Source organism: Helicobacter pylori (assembly GCF_001998165.1).
Classification (GTDB): Bacteria; Campylobacterota; Campylobacteria; order Campylobacterales; family Helicobacteraceae; genus Helicobacter; species Helicobacter pylori_DL.
This window is the reverse complement of record NZ_MTWR01000028.1, coordinates 16,995-30,367: the sequence shown is the minus strand read 5'-3', so window position 1 is coordinate 30,367 and position 13,373 is coordinate 16,995. Positions and strand designations below refer to the sequence as shown.

Annotated in this window: 16 protein-coding genes; 1 reads left to right on the top strand and 15 read right to left on the bottom strand. The window is 39.7% G+C overall.

All coding sequences use genetic code 11. The features are described 5' to 3' along the window. The 14 genes from rfaE1 to cdh form a co-directional block, all read right to left on the bottom strand. A partial coding sequence (rfaE1, locus tag BZK24_RS03915; RefSeq protein ID WP_077656634.1) for a D-glycero-beta-D-manno-heptose-7-phosphate kinase occupies positions 1-1,219 on the bottom strand: 1,219 nt, incomplete at its 3' end. Then, positions 1,216-2,208 carry an ADP-glyceromanno-heptose 6-epimerase gene (gene rfaD, locus BZK24_RS03910; protein WP_077656633.1) on the bottom strand — a complete coding sequence of 331 codons (993 nt, stop codon included), beginning with the start codon at positions 2,206-2,208 and terminating at the stop codon, positions 1,216-1,218. The genes rfaE1 and rfaD, both read right to left, overlap by 4 nt. Before the next feature lie 8 nt (positions 2,209-2,216). After that, the gene (gene gmhB / locus BZK24_RS03905) at positions 2,217-2,738 is read right to left on the bottom strand and encodes a D-glycero-beta-D-manno-heptose 1,7-bisphosphate 7-phosphatase (RefSeq protein ID WP_077656632.1); all 522 of its coding nucleotides are present in this window, start codon (positions 2,736-2,738) and stop codon (positions 2,217-2,219) included. Then, the gene (locus tag BZK24_RS03900; protein ID WP_077656631.1) at positions 2,728-3,480 is read right to left on the bottom strand and encodes a sulfite exporter TauE/SafE family protein; all 753 of its coding nucleotides are present in this window, start codon (positions 3,478-3,480) and stop codon (positions 2,728-2,730) included. The genes gmhB and BZK24_RS03900 overlap by 11 nt, the downstream gene beginning before the upstream one ends. After that, positions 3,471-4,142, bottom strand: a complete 672-nt coding sequence (locus BZK24_RS03895; RefSeq protein WP_077656630.1) for a type III pantothenate kinase — start codon at positions 4,140-4,142, stop codon at positions 3,471-3,473. The genes BZK24_RS03900 and BZK24_RS03895 overlap by 10 nt, the downstream gene beginning before the upstream one ends. 4 nt (positions 4,143-4,146) lie before the next feature. Beyond that, positions 4,147-5,814, bottom strand: a complete 1,668-nt coding sequence (gene pgbB, locus BZK24_RS03890) for a plasminogen-binding protein PgbB (RefSeq protein WP_077656629.1) — start codon at positions 5,812-5,814, stop codon at positions 4,147-4,149. A gap of 4 nt (positions 5,815-5,818) precedes the next feature. Beyond that, on the bottom strand, positions 5,819-6,475 hold the full coding sequence (locus tag BZK24_RS03885; protein WP_077656628.1) for a tetratricopeptide repeat protein: 657 nt from the start codon (positions 6,473-6,475) through the stop codon (positions 5,819-5,821). Continuing rightward, on the bottom strand, positions 6,472-6,909 hold the full coding sequence (gene dut / locus BZK24_RS03880) for a dUTP diphosphatase (protein ID WP_077656627.1): 438 nt from the start codon (positions 6,907-6,909) through the stop codon (positions 6,472-6,474). The genes BZK24_RS03885 and dut overlap by 4 nt, the downstream gene beginning before the upstream one ends. Next, complete coding sequence (greA, locus tag BZK24_RS03875; RefSeq protein ID WP_077656626.1) at positions 6,899-7,393, bottom strand: transcription elongation factor GreA; 495 nt, start codon at positions 7,391-7,393, stop codon at positions 6,899-6,901. The genes dut and greA overlap by 11 nt, the downstream gene beginning before the upstream one ends. 39 nt (positions 7,394-7,432) lie before the next feature. Next, on the bottom strand, positions 7,433-8,515 hold the full coding sequence (gene lpxB, locus BZK24_RS03870) for a lipid-A-disaccharide synthase (RefSeq protein WP_077656625.1): 1,083 nt from the start codon (positions 8,513-8,515) through the stop codon (positions 7,433-7,435). Then, positions 8,515-8,976: a nickel-binding protein Mua gene (mua, locus tag BZK24_RS03865; protein WP_077656624.1), complete on the bottom strand. Its 462-nt coding sequence runs from the start codon at positions 8,974-8,976 to the stop codon at positions 8,515-8,517. The genes lpxB and mua overlap by 1 nt, the downstream gene beginning before the upstream one ends. Positions 8,977-8,982: 6 nt before the next feature. Beyond that, positions 8,983-9,336, bottom strand: a complete 354-nt coding sequence (hypA, locus tag BZK24_RS03860) for a hydrogenase/urease nickel incorporation protein HypA (protein ID WP_000545280.1) — start codon at positions 9,334-9,336, stop codon at positions 8,983-8,985. A gap of 58 nt (positions 9,337-9,394) precedes the next feature. After that, entirely contained in the window at positions 9,395-11,551 is a 2,157-nt protein-coding gene (gene flgE / locus BZK24_RS03855) for a flagellar hook protein FlgE (RefSeq protein WP_000946402.1), read from the bottom strand. A 201-nt stretch (positions 11,552-11,752) separates the two neighbouring features. Further along, a complete protein-coding gene (cdh, locus tag BZK24_RS03845; protein WP_077656622.1) occupies positions 11,753-12,487 on the bottom strand; it encodes a CDP-diacylglycerol diphosphatase in 735 nt (244 codons plus the stop codon). Between the two features lie 275 nt (positions 12,488-12,762). Here cdh and BZK24_RS03830 point away from each other — a divergent pair, with 275 nt between their 5' ends. Continuing rightward, positions 12,763-13,092 carry a zinc ribbon domain-containing protein YjdM gene (locus BZK24_RS03830; protein WP_001922576.1) on the top strand — a complete coding sequence of 110 codons (330 nt, stop codon included), beginning with the start codon at positions 12,763-12,765 and terminating at the stop codon, positions 13,090-13,092. A 57-nt stretch (positions 13,093-13,149) separates the two neighbouring features. On the opposite strand, the gene BZK24_RS03825 is transcribed toward BZK24_RS03830, so the two are convergent. Next, positions 13,150-13,365, bottom strand: a complete 216-nt coding sequence (locus BZK24_RS03825; RefSeq protein ID WP_001206518.1) for a hypothetical protein — start codon at positions 13,363-13,365, stop codon at positions 13,150-13,152. Positions 13,366-13,373: the final 8 nt, after the last annotated feature.

The window sequence follows — 13,373 nt, the reverse complement described above, 5'->3', positions numbered from 1 at the left end:
GGCTTAATTCTTCAAACACCACGACATAATCCACGCAAGACAGACTCGCTAAAAGAAACGCTCTGTCTTTTTCGCTCACTATGGGGCGTTTATCCCCCTTAAGCCTTTTAACGGAAGCATCGCTATTTAACCCCACAATGAGAATATCCCCTAAAGCTTTAGCCTTTTGCAAATAACTCGCATGCCCTTTATGGAGGAGGTCAAAACAGCCATTGGTGAAAACGATTTTTTGCTGGTTGTGCTCTAAAGTTTCTAACAGCTTTTCTAAAGGGAGAATTTTAGGGTGCGTTTGGTTCAAAATCAAAGCGATTTCTTCTAAACTCGCTAACGCGCTCCCCATTTTACCCACCACCACAGCCGCCGCCGCATTGGCAAACTCGCAAGCATCTTTTAGGCTTTTTGATTCTAATAAAGAGAGCGTTAAAGACGCGATCACCGTATCGCCTGCCCCCGTGACATCATAAACTTCTTTAGCGATAGTGGGGCTATTGACTAGCTCGTTTTTTTCTAAAAAAGCGATGCCTTGTTCGCTCAAAGTGACTAAAGGCATGGCGATTTGATAAGTTTCTTTTAAGATTTGGAGCGCTTTTGATAAATTCGCTTGGCTGTCTAATTTCAAATGGAGCGCTTGCTCTAATTCAGTGCGATTAGGCGTGATCAAACTCGCATGAGAATATTTGCTATAATCTTTCCCTTTAGGGTCGCATAAAATGAGCTTGTGGTGTTGGTTGGCTAGAGCGATCATTGTTTGAGTGAGTTCAAAATCCAACACGCCCTTATTGTAATCTGAAAGGATCACGCCATCTATTTCTTGGATTTTTTCTGTGAAAAAATCTAAAAGATTCTTTCTTAAATCAGCGTTTAAGGGGTCTTTGATTTCCTTATCCACGCGCACGATTTGCTGGTTTTGTGCGATAATGCGCGTCTTAAGCGTGGTGCAACGGGTTTTATCTATTAAGACGTCTGAAGTGTCAATCCCTCTTGTTTTTAAAGCGCTAATGAAATGCTTGCCCTCTAAATCATCGCCCACCACCCCACATAAAAAGACTTTAGCTTTTAAAGAGATAAGGTTATTAGCCACATTGGCCGCTCCGCCTAAATTCTTGCTCTCTTTTTTGACTTCTAAAACAGGCACAGGAGCTTCAGGCGAAAGGCGTTCGCTCCTCCCCCACAGGTAATAATCAGCGATCAGATCGCCTACGACTAGGATTTTTTTCATGCGCATTGTCCTTTAAAAATCGCATGGATATGGGGCAAATAATCTTTAATGCCGCTTTCTAAATCGTATAAAGGGGTGTAATCCAAATCCAAAATAGCAGGCTCAATGTGTGCTTGGGTGTGCTTTTGGAAGAAAGCATAAGGGTTTTTAATATAGCTCACTTTAAAATCCCCTAAATGCTCTTTTAAAATGTTAACGATTTCATTATAACTTCTGGCTTGCGAATAGCCCACATTATAAACCCCGCTTTTTTGAGCCTTCATCGCTTTCACATTCGCTTGGATCACATCTTCAATATAGACAAAATCCCTTAATTGCTCGCCAAATTCAAAAAGCTTGACTTCCTTAAACGCCATCGCTTGCAAAGCGAGCTGCAAAACCATAGAAGCGGTTTTTTCTTTATAAAATTCCCTAGGCCCATAGACATTAAAATACCTTAAGCCTACTTGAATGTTATCGCTTGAATGCGAAAGAATAAATTCGTCCATGCAAAGCTTGGAAAAGCCATAAACATTTTCAGGGCTTTCGTTTGAGCCTACCACATTGGGGGCTTTGGTGTTGCCATAAACGCCCGCTGAAGAAGCATAAATCACTTTAGCCTTTTTTGATCGAGCGATTTCTAAAAGGTTTAAAAAAGCCTGATAATTGGTTTTCATCACTAATTCTTGATCCAGCATGGTCGTATCAGAGACAGCCGCTTGGTGGAACAAATAATCAAAATGCAATTTTTCTAAACGCCTTAAATCTAAGGGGTTATTAATATCAGCTACAATCACCTCACCCTTAAAACCGATTAAATTCTTAAAATGCCCTAAAGAACTGGGGCGGTTATTACTGAAAAGCGTGTTACTGCGGAATTTATCCAAAATGACTACTTTAGCTTTAGGGTGGTTCTCTTGAAAATAAAAGGCCAGATTACTGCCTACAAAGCCAGCCCCACCGGTGATTAAAATCGTTTGATTTTCTAATTCATCATCAATATAACGCATTCTTATCCTTATTTGATTAGTTCCATCATCTCTTTAAGATCTTTACATTGTATCCAAGAATGAGGAGTTTTTAAAAAACTTGCACTCAATAAAAGGTTATTTTTAACTTTAGCGTTCAAACCGGCTAACATGTCGCTCTCCTTATCGCCTATCATAAAAGATTGCTCCAAGCAAATTTGATGCTCTTTAGCGGCTTGTAAAATCAAAAAGGGCTTTGGCTTTCTGCAAGCGCAATTTTCTTCTGGAGCGTGCCTGCAAAAATAGATGCCATCCAAATTAAAACCCAATTCTTTGAGCAAGCTTTCTTGGAGGTATTGGGTGAGGTTTTCAAAATCTTTAAGGGTGTAATAGCCCCGGTTGATCCCGGATTGGTTGGTGATTAAAAGCAGTTTGTAGCCTAAAAATTTCGCATGCTTTAGCAATTCAAAAATCCCTTTTTGAAACTCAAAATCTTCTTTTTGACTCACATAGCCTTTATCAACATTGATAATGCCGTCTCTGTCCAAAAAAAGGGCTTTGTTAGTGGTCATGGTGGCTCTCTTGCTGTGGTGTGGCGTTGTTTTGATGGCGCATCATATCGCTTTGGTGGTGCATCGCATGGGGTGTTTGGTGGCTAATGAGCATGATCCCCATATAAAGGACATAAAGCCCAAAAACCCCCATTAAGCCTTTAGACAAAAGATTGAAAAATTTCCTGTAAGAAATGGAAATTTTGCTTAAAAAAATCCCCATTAAAAACAACGGCACGCTGGTGCCAAGCCCAAAAGAAAGGCCTAACATCGCTCCCATAAACGCGCTATGACTGAGAATTACGCTCGCTAAAAACGAATACACCATCATGCAAGGTAAAAACCCATTCAACACGCCCAAGAAATACAGCCCCAGAATGTTTTGAGATTGTAAGGTTTTTTTCATCAAAAAAGAGATGAAAGGGATTTGAAAGCTTAATTTTTCCACTTTAGCTCCCAAGAGCGCTAAAAGGATTAAAACAATCCCCATGCTCATCAATAAAACACCCCTAAAACCCATGTTCACGCTAAGACTACGCCCTAAACCTGCCGTTATAGCCCCTAAAAGCATGTAGGTGCTGATCCTTCCTACATTATAAAGGGCATGGCAAGTGAGCTGGTAAGAAAAGCTTGTAACTTTAGAAAATCTTATTTGACTAAACGCGCTCACAATCCCCCCACACATGCCCACACAATGCCCTAAGGACATGCTCAAAGCGGCTAAAAACATGCCCAAAAAACTCAAATTCTGCATCATTTGCATTCTAGTATCCCTGCTTTTTTAAGAGCGATTTCCATCCCGTCAAAAACCAAGCGCTCCTTGCAAACAGAATGGGGTAAAAACGCGCTCAAATACTTCGCATCGCCCCCACAAAGATAGATTTTTTGATCTTTAGCTAAATGTTGGATACAAGAGATGACGCTCAAAACCATGCCGTAATTCACAGCGTCTCTGGTGTTTTTAGGTAAAACTTCTAAAGAATCCAATGCTTTGAAAGGTTGCTCTAAAATTTTAGCGCTTTTTTTATACGCATGAATATATTGGGCTAAACCGGGCAAAATACACCCTCCTAAATGCTTGCCCTCTTGGATTAAATCAATCGTAATCGCACTCCCCGCATCCACCACCACGCCATTATTTAGTGCTAAACATGCCATTTGCCGGTCTATCCCAAGCCCTACATAGTCGGTTTCTAAATGAAAAAACCCTGCAATATTTTTAGCGTTAGGGTAACAATTTAAAAGGGCTTTTTCATTTTCTTCATTCACGCTAATGTAAAAAATTTCCTTTTGAATACCCAAACGCTTTAAATCTTCTTTAGCGCTTGAAAAGAGCTGGTAGTTTTGCGCGAAATGGATGCGCGTATTGCCTATATCGCATAAAACCAGGTTTTTCAAATCTGTAAAAGATTGCCTAGCTGGCATAGACTCACTTCTTATTCATTTCTAAAGCTTTTTTTCTTTCTTCAAGCTCTTTTTCATCTCTTTCTTGATACTCCCTCGCTCTTTGTTCAAATTCCCTCGCTCTTTGTTCGGCTTTGGCTTTTTTCTTTTCTTCTTTCAAGCGGCGTTTTTCTTCTTTAGGGCTGAGTTTTGGCGCTTCTTTAATAGCGTTATCCTTTTTTGAAGCAGGAGCGTTTTCTGCGCCTTTTTGGTTACTCTCTTTTGAAGCAGGAGCGTTTTTGTTTTCTTGATTTTCTTTTATGCCTTTTTGGATAGCGTTATTTTGATCCTTAATAGGCTCAGGCCTTCTGGTTTTAACTTCTTCTTCTTCAAACCCGCTATTTCTTGGCTTAACTTTGTTTTCTTCTAAAGGCTTTTCTTTAGCTTTATGCCTTTCTTGCAAATAAATAGGAGCGTTCCCTTTTTCGCCTTTTTGAGATTTTTTAGATGCCGATTTTTCCACAACGGGATAAAGTTTTGGTTTAAAATCATTATAATCTAAATAGTAGCGGTCATAATACACCCGATTTTTATCATAAAACACCCCTTTATCCAAACGATTGGATGAAAAAAACTTAAAACTGCCTATAGTTGGCGTTTTATAGACATTATACGAATCAAAATCATTCAAATCCACCTCTATCACATACCCACGCTTTTCTAAAGAATACAATTTATTATGGTTTAATACAATCGTATTGAGCGAAGCGAAGGGCAGTTTCACGCTGTTTAATTCCCTCAAACTCTTATCCATTTGCAAAATCTGCCCGTCTAGCGTGAGCACGTATAAAGTCCCCTTATCATAAAGCAAATCCACAATATCCCCATCATAGTTGAACTCTTGACCGCTCACCACTGAGAGTATTCTTTTCCCTGTAGAAGCGATCATGTTATTGCCATCTACGATAAGGTAAGTGATATTGTTAAAAAACTTATCGCTGCTGATAACAATGTTTCTAATAGGCGTAGGGTTTCCATGCACATAATCCACGACCAACAAGCGCCCATCTAGCATAGGGAACACCACGACCGTATCCATAAAAATAGGCATCGCCATTAAAGAATTGATCGTGGTGCTTGGGGAACCTTTCTCGCTAAAAAGCAATTTTTGAGAAGTGATGTCGTATAAATTCGCTGAATTGTCCGCTAACACCACCGCTAAAAGATTCCCTTTAACGCTCGCGCTCAAGGCAAAAGTCTCCAAAGGAATAACGATAGATTGTTGGCTGGCGTTAGGGTTATTGCTAATCAATTCCACTTGATGACAGACTTTATCTTGGACTTCCGCTTCAACGCCCTTTAATTTCAATTCCGTTTCTTCAGTCTTAGCCACCTTGCTTTTGCTTGTTTTTTTATCAATCTTGTTCAAACAATCTTGCGCAAGGATGAAAAACCCCTGACTCTCATTTAAAAAACTGCTTTCATAATTGAAATTCTTACCGATTCTTAGCTGCGTTAAACCTTTATCGCCTATAACCGCTCCATTTTTCAAAATGGCTCCATAACGATTGGACGAAACGATACTTTCTTGCAAATGGTTAGGGAAATACGCTTCGCCTTTAATTTGGTGTTTAGCGGGTTTGAAATATTTTCTCATGTTACAGCCGCTAAAGACAATTAGGGCTATGAGTAAGATTAAAAATGGTTTATTCATCAAATCAATGCGTTCCTTGAATGGTTTCTTTCTTTAGATTGGTTGGTTTGGAAGGGTTTTGCTGAATATCTTCTAACACGCCATAATGTTTTAAAACAGAGATTATAGCATAGAGTGAAGAACTTAGAGGGATAGTGGATAAACTTTGATGCGCTTTTTTGATTGCATCTTTAGAATTTTCTCCATACAACAAATTCACTTCTTGTAAAGCGCTCATTTCTTTAAGAATGGGGCTTTTTTCAAGCAAGTTTTTATCTCTAGAAAGCGATGCGTAAGAATATTTGGCGAACGCTTTAACGATTTCATTAGAAGATTGCGAAAGTTTTTTAAACTCGTTTGCATCGTTTCTTTCACTCGCTCTGGCGAACTGATACAAATCATACAGCTCTGGGGCGACTTCTTTCAATCTTTTTTGCAAAGCTATATTATTAGGACTCTCTAGCACTTCATTATAAATTTGAGTGATCCGCTCTCTCGTTTGCTCATGCTTATAATCTTGCAATTTTGTATCCCCTAAATAAGCGATAAAAGCCACCACAATAAACAACAACACCCACTTGTAGCGTTTGAAAAACTTTTCTAATCTAAACGCTCCTTCTAAAAGCTTTTCATCGCTTTTAAATTCGTTTCTAACTTGCTCTAAATTTTCCTTAATACTCATGCCTTACTCACTCCTGTGCTGCCAAACCCCCCACTACCCCTTGAAGTTTCATCTAATCGTTCGCATTCTATAAATTCGGCTTTATAAGTTTTTTGAACCACCCCTTGAGCGATCCTATCCCCTACTTGGACTTTAAAATCTTTATCGCTCAAATTCGCTAAAATGACCTTAATTTCGCCCCTATAATCATTATCCACCGTGCCAGGAGAATTCAACACCACCACCTGATGATTCAAAGCCAAACCGCTACGGGTGCGCACTTGCAATTCATACCCCACTTCTAAAGACAAACAAATCCCTATTTTCACCAAGCCCACGCTATGAGGTTTGATCGTTACTTCTTCTACAGCATGCAAATCAAAGCCTGAAGAACCCTCGGTTTGGTATTTAGGGATAAGGGCGTTTGGGTGGATTTTTTGGATTTTAACTTTCATCAAAACAAATCTCTTTATAATAAATGTCTAAAATTTCAAAATCGCTCTCGCCATTGGGCAATTGAATGCTCACCGCATCACCCTTGCTCTTGCCTATCAAACTCTTAGCGATCGGCGAACCAAAAGAGATCAACCCTTTAGCCGGATCGCTCTCCACGCTCCCTACTATCGTGTAAGAAAACTCTTTATCGTTGTCTAAATTAAGGATTTTAATCGTGCTGCCAAAACTCACTTTATTATGGGCTAAAACGCTCGGATCAATCACTTGAGCGTTAGCGACAATTTCGCTTAAATCCACGATCCTCGCTTCAATGAAGCGTTGTTTTTCTTTAGCAGCATGGTATTCAGCGTTTTCTTTCAAATCCCCATGCCCTCTAGCAATATCAATTTCTTTCACAATATTGGGCCGTTCCACCTCTTTTAATTGCTTTAATTCCGCGCAAATTTTATTGTATCCATGCATACTCATAGGTTCTTTATTCATTTAATCTCCTAAGCTTTTCAGTAGAGATTATAGTAAAAATTAAGTTAAATTCAGCAAAAAAGCCATCTCTTCGGCGACTTTTCTCGCGCTCCCATGTTTTAAATATTCCCTTAATCTCAAACTTTCTTTAAAATAGCGCTCTCTGTCCATTTCTTTATACGCTTTTAACAAACCCTCTACGCTCAAAAAATGCTGGATCAATTCTGGGTGCAATTGGCTCTCCCCAAGCCCAGGAGTTTCATCATTTAAGGCGTTATAAAAAATATTCGCTAAACCTATATAATGCAAATTGACCAACATTCTAGCGATCAAAAAATCCATCGTTTTAGCCCTATACGCTAACACAAAAGGCGTGCCAATCAAGGCGGCCTCTAAAGTCGCTGTGCCGCTGCAAATGAACGCAAACTCCGCTTCAAACAAACTCTTATGCGCATCATAAGAAATTTCAAATAATTGAATGTCTTCTCCATAAAGAGCTTTCAGATCCAACCCCTTAAAGAAACTCGGCACGACTAACACACGCCTTTTAAACCCTTCGTTTTGTTCTAAAATTTGAGCTACTTTGACAAACAAAGGGAACATTTTAGCGATTTCGCTTTTTCGGCTTCCTGGCATAAACACTAGAGTTTCGCCCTTAATATCTTTTTTATAATATTTAATTTCATCTAATAAAGGGTGTCCCACATATTGGGCTTTTTTTTGGTAATAGCCCACTTCAAAAGGCAAAATCGCTCCCAAAAAATCGCAGTATTTTTCAAGGCTTTTAGCGCGCCATTTTTTCCATGCCCAAACTTGCGGTAAAATATAATACATGATTTTTTTATGCGGATCTTGTTTTTTGATTTTTTTGGCTAGGGGGATATTGAAAGAAGAAGAATCCATTAAAAGCACCATATCCGCTTGTTTGGCTAATTGGACCATTTCTTTATGGGCTTTGAGTAAAAACCCCAAACGGCCTATCACATCTCTAAAACCCATGACAGAAAATTCCCTAGGGCTATAGAGTGCTTCTTTCCCTTCAAACACGCCAATGAAACGATAATCTTTAGGCAAATTGTGGCGTAATTCCTCTAAATGCACATTAGAGCTCGCTTCTAAAGCGCTCACTAAAATCGTGGGCATTATTTGTCTTTCAAAAGGTTTTGGACTTGATAGAGCTTGATTTCTTTATGCAAATCCCTCAATTCAATTTTGAGCAACGAATTTTCAAAATCTTTTTTAGAGAGATGGTTTTTTAAAAGCCTATTTTCGCGCAAAACGCTGCGGTATTGCAAGTAAACTCTCTCATCAAACACGCGCTTGCTTGGTTTTGCCATGATAACCTGATTATCACTAGTGAAAATCTCCACTTCTTCAAGGGCTTTAGGGAAAATCCATTCTTCTCCTGTATTTTGCGTTTCTTTGTTTGAGCGGGAATTTTCTTTTTCTAATTTTTTTTGATAGATTTCTTGTTTCAAACCTTTTAAAACGCTCTTTTTCTTACGCAAGATTTCTTGAACTTGCTTCAATTCCAAACGGATTTTTTTTAAAACTCCCCTAGTGTCTTCAATTTCTTGCTGGTAAGCGTTCAATTCTTCTTGCATCGGTTTTTATTCCGCTAACATTTCTAAAGACAACAAACGCATTTCATTGCCTTGAGTGATAATAACATTCTTGCTGTGGCATTTCTCACACACCCCATAATCTAGGGCGTTAGGCTTAAAAACATGCGAACAATCCTTACACTCCAATTCAACCTTTTCATCCACAATGTCTAAAATAGCGTCTTTACACACCAAAGATTCTTCTCTAAAAGTCTCAAACGCGCTCACGAACAAGCTCTTATCCATAGCGCTTCTTTCGCCAATACCGACCACGACTCTTTCAATCTTATGGGCTTGATTCTTCTTCGCATGCTCTTCGCAAAGAGCGATTAAAGAAGAAACGACCGAGTATTCATGCATACTAAACCTTAATCTTTAAATTAGCCCCTATTATATTGTATTAGAGTAATCCTTTGGTTTATTGCTTGAGATTCAATAGGGTGTTAAGGATTTGATCGGATGTGGTTACCGCTTTAGAGTTCGCTTGAAACCCCCTTTGAACCACAATCAAATTCGTTAAACTCCGGCTCAAATCCACATTACTAGACTCCAGTTTAGATCCTGAAATTGAACCCCTACGCCCCGTATTAGCCGCGCCGATTAAGGCTTGCCCTGAGTTTCCGGTTTGAGAAAAGACATTCCCGCCCAAAGCCTGTAAGCCCGCATCGTTAGCGAAATTCGCTAAAGCCACTTGAGCGAGCGCTAAAGTCCTGCCATTACTGAACGCTCCTAAAAGCACCCCATCTGAATCAAAACGAACATCCATTAAATCGCCCGCTTGATAGCCGTTTTGCTCAATCGCATAAGTTTCAGAAATCTTATCCACGCTCGTTAGCCCGTCAAAACTCCCTGAGGAACCAAAGGCTAAATTGATGCGTTGGGGGGCATCAGCACCATTTTTAGGATCAAATTGCAAAAGAGGCGGGTTCATGCCTGCGAGCGATCCGTCGTTATTAAAATGCAAACGGCCTCCTTCAAACACATTAGGCCTAGCCGCTGACCCCCCTACTAATTCCCCAGGCTCAGGCACGATCACTCTAAAATTCCATTCCGCCCCCCCACTCCTATAAAACTCAATGCGCATGGCATGTTTAGTGCCTAAGCTGTCTATCACATCAATGCTTGTCGCATGCGTAGCGTGGGTGAATTTAGAACTGCTCGCTGACGCTCCCCCCTCAATTAAAGAAGCGGTATTAAGCCCTTTCATCGCGTTTTTAAACAAAACATTGTTCGTTACGCTGTCTGAAGAATACCCGCTCACAAAAATATTAAGATTTTCTTTAATAACATTTTTATTGTCTTTATTATTGATTTCAAACATGCCGTATTGGTTGATTGTAACCCCTATAGAAGCGGCTGAGTCTTGGTAATTGTCCGCTAAACTAGGATCTTTAACGATATTAGCGTCATGCTGGATTAAGGCGCGCAAGTCTTCAGTGGTCCTAAACTGCCCAATATCCGCATTAGGGCTGATAGAATGCGTATAACTATATTTGAAAGCCGTTACATCTTTATCGCCGTCTAAAAAGTTAGCGAACGCTCCGGTCCCGGCTTGAGTGACCACAATGTTTTTAAGCTTTTCATCGCCGTCCAATTCATTGGTGTTTTCCAAACGCAATTGCTTGCCGTCCAAATAAGCTTCAATCCCTGTTTGGCTTTTGACCGCATTGATCGCATTTTTCGCCGCTACTAAGCTTGAAGTCCGGCTCACCGCTGAATCGTTTGTGAAAGAAATCTTAACCCCATTCAACTCAAGCGTGCTGTTTTCTGCAGAAGGGAGGATGTCTTTGACCATTTTCGCGCTTTTATAGCTCACCCAAATCCCTTGGTTTTCATTCAATAAAAGAGCGTCGCCATCTTCATTGTATAAAGATCCCATATCTTCGGCGACTTGAGCTAAATTCGTGCCTGAATCATACACCGGATTAATGCCATCTGAAGGGGTTTTGGCTGAAGAATCCAAAGCGAATATCGCCGCTGTTTGATCGGCATGCCTTCCAGCGTTTAGATTCGCCCTCATAGAAATGCGGTTGCTCGCTCTGGCTGGCATCACCATCCCCGGATCAATTCTAATGTTTTCTAAAGGGCCGGTGTTATCCACTTTTAAAGCGTCCGTATCGCTCCCTTTATTGCCGGTATCGCTCCCGTTTCGCACCCACCCTTGCACCACAAGCCCGCCGGTGGTAACCAAACTCCCTTGCGAGTCAAAAAGGAACTCCCCATCTCTAGTGAAATTGCGCGTAATCCCCCTATCAGGGCTAATGATAAAAAAACCATCGCCTTGAATCGCTAGATCGGTTTTGACATCTGTGTTTTGGATATTGCCTTGTGAAAAGATTTTAGTCGTCGCATCCACGCCTACCCCAAGCCCCACAGAAAAGTCATTCTGCCCTGCTAATCCGTTTTTATAGGGCGCGGTAGCGATGAGTTTGACTTGAGAGAGCATATCCACAAAAGAAGCCCTAGAATATTTAAAACCAGTGGTATTCACATTCGCAATATTATTACTCTCAATATCCAAAGCGATTTGGTGGGCTTGCATCCCATTGACACCAGACCATAAAGACCTAAGCATGGTTATCCTTTAATGTAAAGAAATTCAATCTATGCCAAATAAAGCAAAAGTTGTTCCCAAATAACTTTTTAAAAGGATTGGTTGCGGATTTTAAAGTTTTGTTAATCAAAAAGATCAGTCAAATTCATAAGGGGATAGGGAGTTTTGTAACACTACCCCCACAACGCTTTTTAAAGGTTATCGCTCAAAATCTAACCCACCTTAACGCAAAATCGCACATTCATGATCTTGAATCTCTTCGGCTGAAGCGCGATTTAAAGTCAATGGGTTAAATTGTGTCGCTAATAAGACAAAGGAGTTATCGCTTTGTTGCACCACCGCTAAGCCATAGTCTCCCATGCGTTTATGCGCATTAGGCACTTCTTTAGCAAGCATGATAAATGGGCTTTTTTGCGCTAATTCGCTCTCTGTTACCCGACGCGCCAAATATTTATGCCCATTCAAGCCCCCTGATAATGGCGACCAACGGCTGTTGATTTTTTTTAGATTATTATCCAGCTGTTTGCGCGCATCAAGGCTAATGCAAGAGATATGGATGTGAAAATGGTTTTGTGAGCGCCCTTTTTTAGAGTTAATCGTCAAAGAAATCGTGCTATCAGGAATGGGTTTGCCGTATTTTTTACTCATAAAATCACGCGCTTGCCATGATAAATAAAAAAAGTTAGGCGTAGAAGGATCAAGCAACAAAGGGCTTTCAATACCGCTAATGTGAGTCGTTGGCATCAACAAATATTGCAACGGGCCGTTAATATCTTTTAAAACCACATAGCCGGCATCGGGTTTGACCTCTATGCATGGCGAAGGATTCTGACTTTTCTCATAATTAGGCAGACATTTCTCAAAAACAATCTTACGCAACACATTCGGATCTTTAGCGTTTAAACTCATGACAACGATAGCCATTACCGCTAAAAAAAGAAAGCCCGCTTTTTTCATCTTTTTTGCTCCTTGTTTTTAATGAGAGTTTTTGCAAACCCTCTTGTTATTTTTCTATAATAGCGGTTAAAATCTTTAATCATTATGATTATTTTAATGAATTTTGACTTATTAGTAACATTTAGTAACCTATTTTTAAAAAAGGGCTTTTTGAATACCAACTACAAAAAACTTAAAAAGCGATCTTAGGGGGTTGATACTTATCAAATTAAAGCGTTTTATAACCTTGCTTTAGATAATATCATCACACTAATACCACGATAAGGATAATTATCATGCAAGATTTACCCCCATGCCCTAAATGCAACGACGCCTACACCTACCATGATGGCACGCAGTTCGTTTGCTCTAGCTGTTTGTATGAATGGAATGAAAATGAAATTAGTAATGAAGAATTAATCGTTAAAGATTGCCACAATAATCTTTTACAAAATGGGGACTCGGTCATTCTCATTAAGGATTTAAAGGTTAAAGGCTCATCTTTAGTGCTTAAAAAAGGCACTAAAATCAAAAACATCAAACTTGTCAATAGCGATCACAATGTGGATTGTAAAATAGAAGGGCAGAGTTTGTCTTTAAAATCTGAATTCCTCAAAAAAGCTTAGGAAAATACAAAAGCTTAAGAGTGAGAAAAGCTTAGTGGCTTTTTAGGCTTGTAAAAATCATTTTTTAGAAAAAATCAACTTGTCTAGCTTGAAAAAAATCACCGCTCCAATGGTTTGTCCCAAGAAAAGATTGAGCCACAACGGAAAATTGAAATAATAAAAAACCTCCATAAAAGGCAACATCACCAACGCGCTCAACATCCATCTAAGCCAATAAATTAAAAACAGCTTAGAAGCGTATTCTGTGCCAAGTTTCTTAAAAAATTCTCGCATAAAGACAA

What these genes read in the sequence shown, in the direction of transcription:
- rfaD (WP_077656633.1), bottom strand. Translation starts at nt 2,208, where the DNA reads ATGCGTTATATTGATGATGAATTAGAAAATCAAACGATTTTAATCACC.
- gmhB (WP_077656632.1), bottom strand. Translation starts at nt 2,738, where the DNA reads ATGACCACTAACAAAGCCCTTTTTTTGGACAGAGACGGCATTATCAAT.
- BZK24_RS03900 (WP_077656631.1), bottom strand. Translation starts at nt 3,480, where the DNA reads ATGCAAATGATGCAGAATTTGAGTTTTTTGGGCATGTTTTTAGCCGCT.
- BZK24_RS03895 (WP_077656630.1), bottom strand. Translation starts at nt 4,142, where the DNA reads ATGCCAGCTAGGCAATCTTTTACAGATTTGAAAAACCTGGTTTTATGC.
- pgbB (WP_077656629.1), bottom strand. Translation starts at nt 5,814, where the DNA reads ATGAATAAACCATTTTTAATCTTACTCATAGCCCTAATTGTCTTTAGC.
- BZK24_RS03885 (WP_077656628.1), bottom strand. Translation starts at nt 6,475, where the DNA reads ATGAGTATTAAGGAAAATTTAGAGCAAGTTAGAAACGAATTTAAAAGC.
- dut (WP_077656627.1), bottom strand. Translation starts at nt 6,909, where the DNA reads ATGAAAGTTAAAATCCAAAAAATCCACCCAAACGCCCTTATCCCTAAA.
- greA (WP_077656626.1), bottom strand. Translation starts at nt 7,393, where the DNA reads ATGAATAAAGAACCTATGAGTATGCATGGATACAATAAAATTTGCGCG.
- lpxB (WP_077656625.1), bottom strand. Translation starts at nt 8,515, where the DNA reads ATGCCCACGATTTTAGTGAGCGCTTTAGAAGCGAGCTCTAATGTGCAT.
- mua (WP_077656624.1), bottom strand. Translation starts at nt 8,976, where the DNA reads ATGCAAGAAGAATTGAACGCTTACCAGCAAGAAATTGAAGACACTAGG.
- hypA (WP_000545280.1), bottom strand. Translation starts at nt 9,336, where the DNA reads ATGCATGAATACTCGGTCGTTTCTTCTTTAATCGCTCTTTGCGAAGAG.
- flgE (WP_000946402.1), bottom strand. Translation starts at nt 11,551, where the DNA reads ATGCTTAGGTCTTTATGGTCTGGTGTCAATGGGATGCAAGCCCACCAA.
- cdh (WP_077656622.1), bottom strand. Translation starts at nt 12,487, where the DNA reads ATGAAAAAAGCGGGCTTTCTTTTTTTAGCGGTAATGGCTATCGTTGTC.
- BZK24_RS03830 (WP_001922576.1), top strand. Translation starts at nt 12,763, where the DNA reads ATGCAAGATTTACCCCCATGCCCTAAATGCAACGACGCCTACACCTAC.
- BZK24_RS03825 (WP_001206518.1), bottom strand. Translation starts at nt 13,365, where the DNA reads ATGCGAGAATTTTTTAAGAAACTTGGCACAGAATACGCTTCTAAGCTG.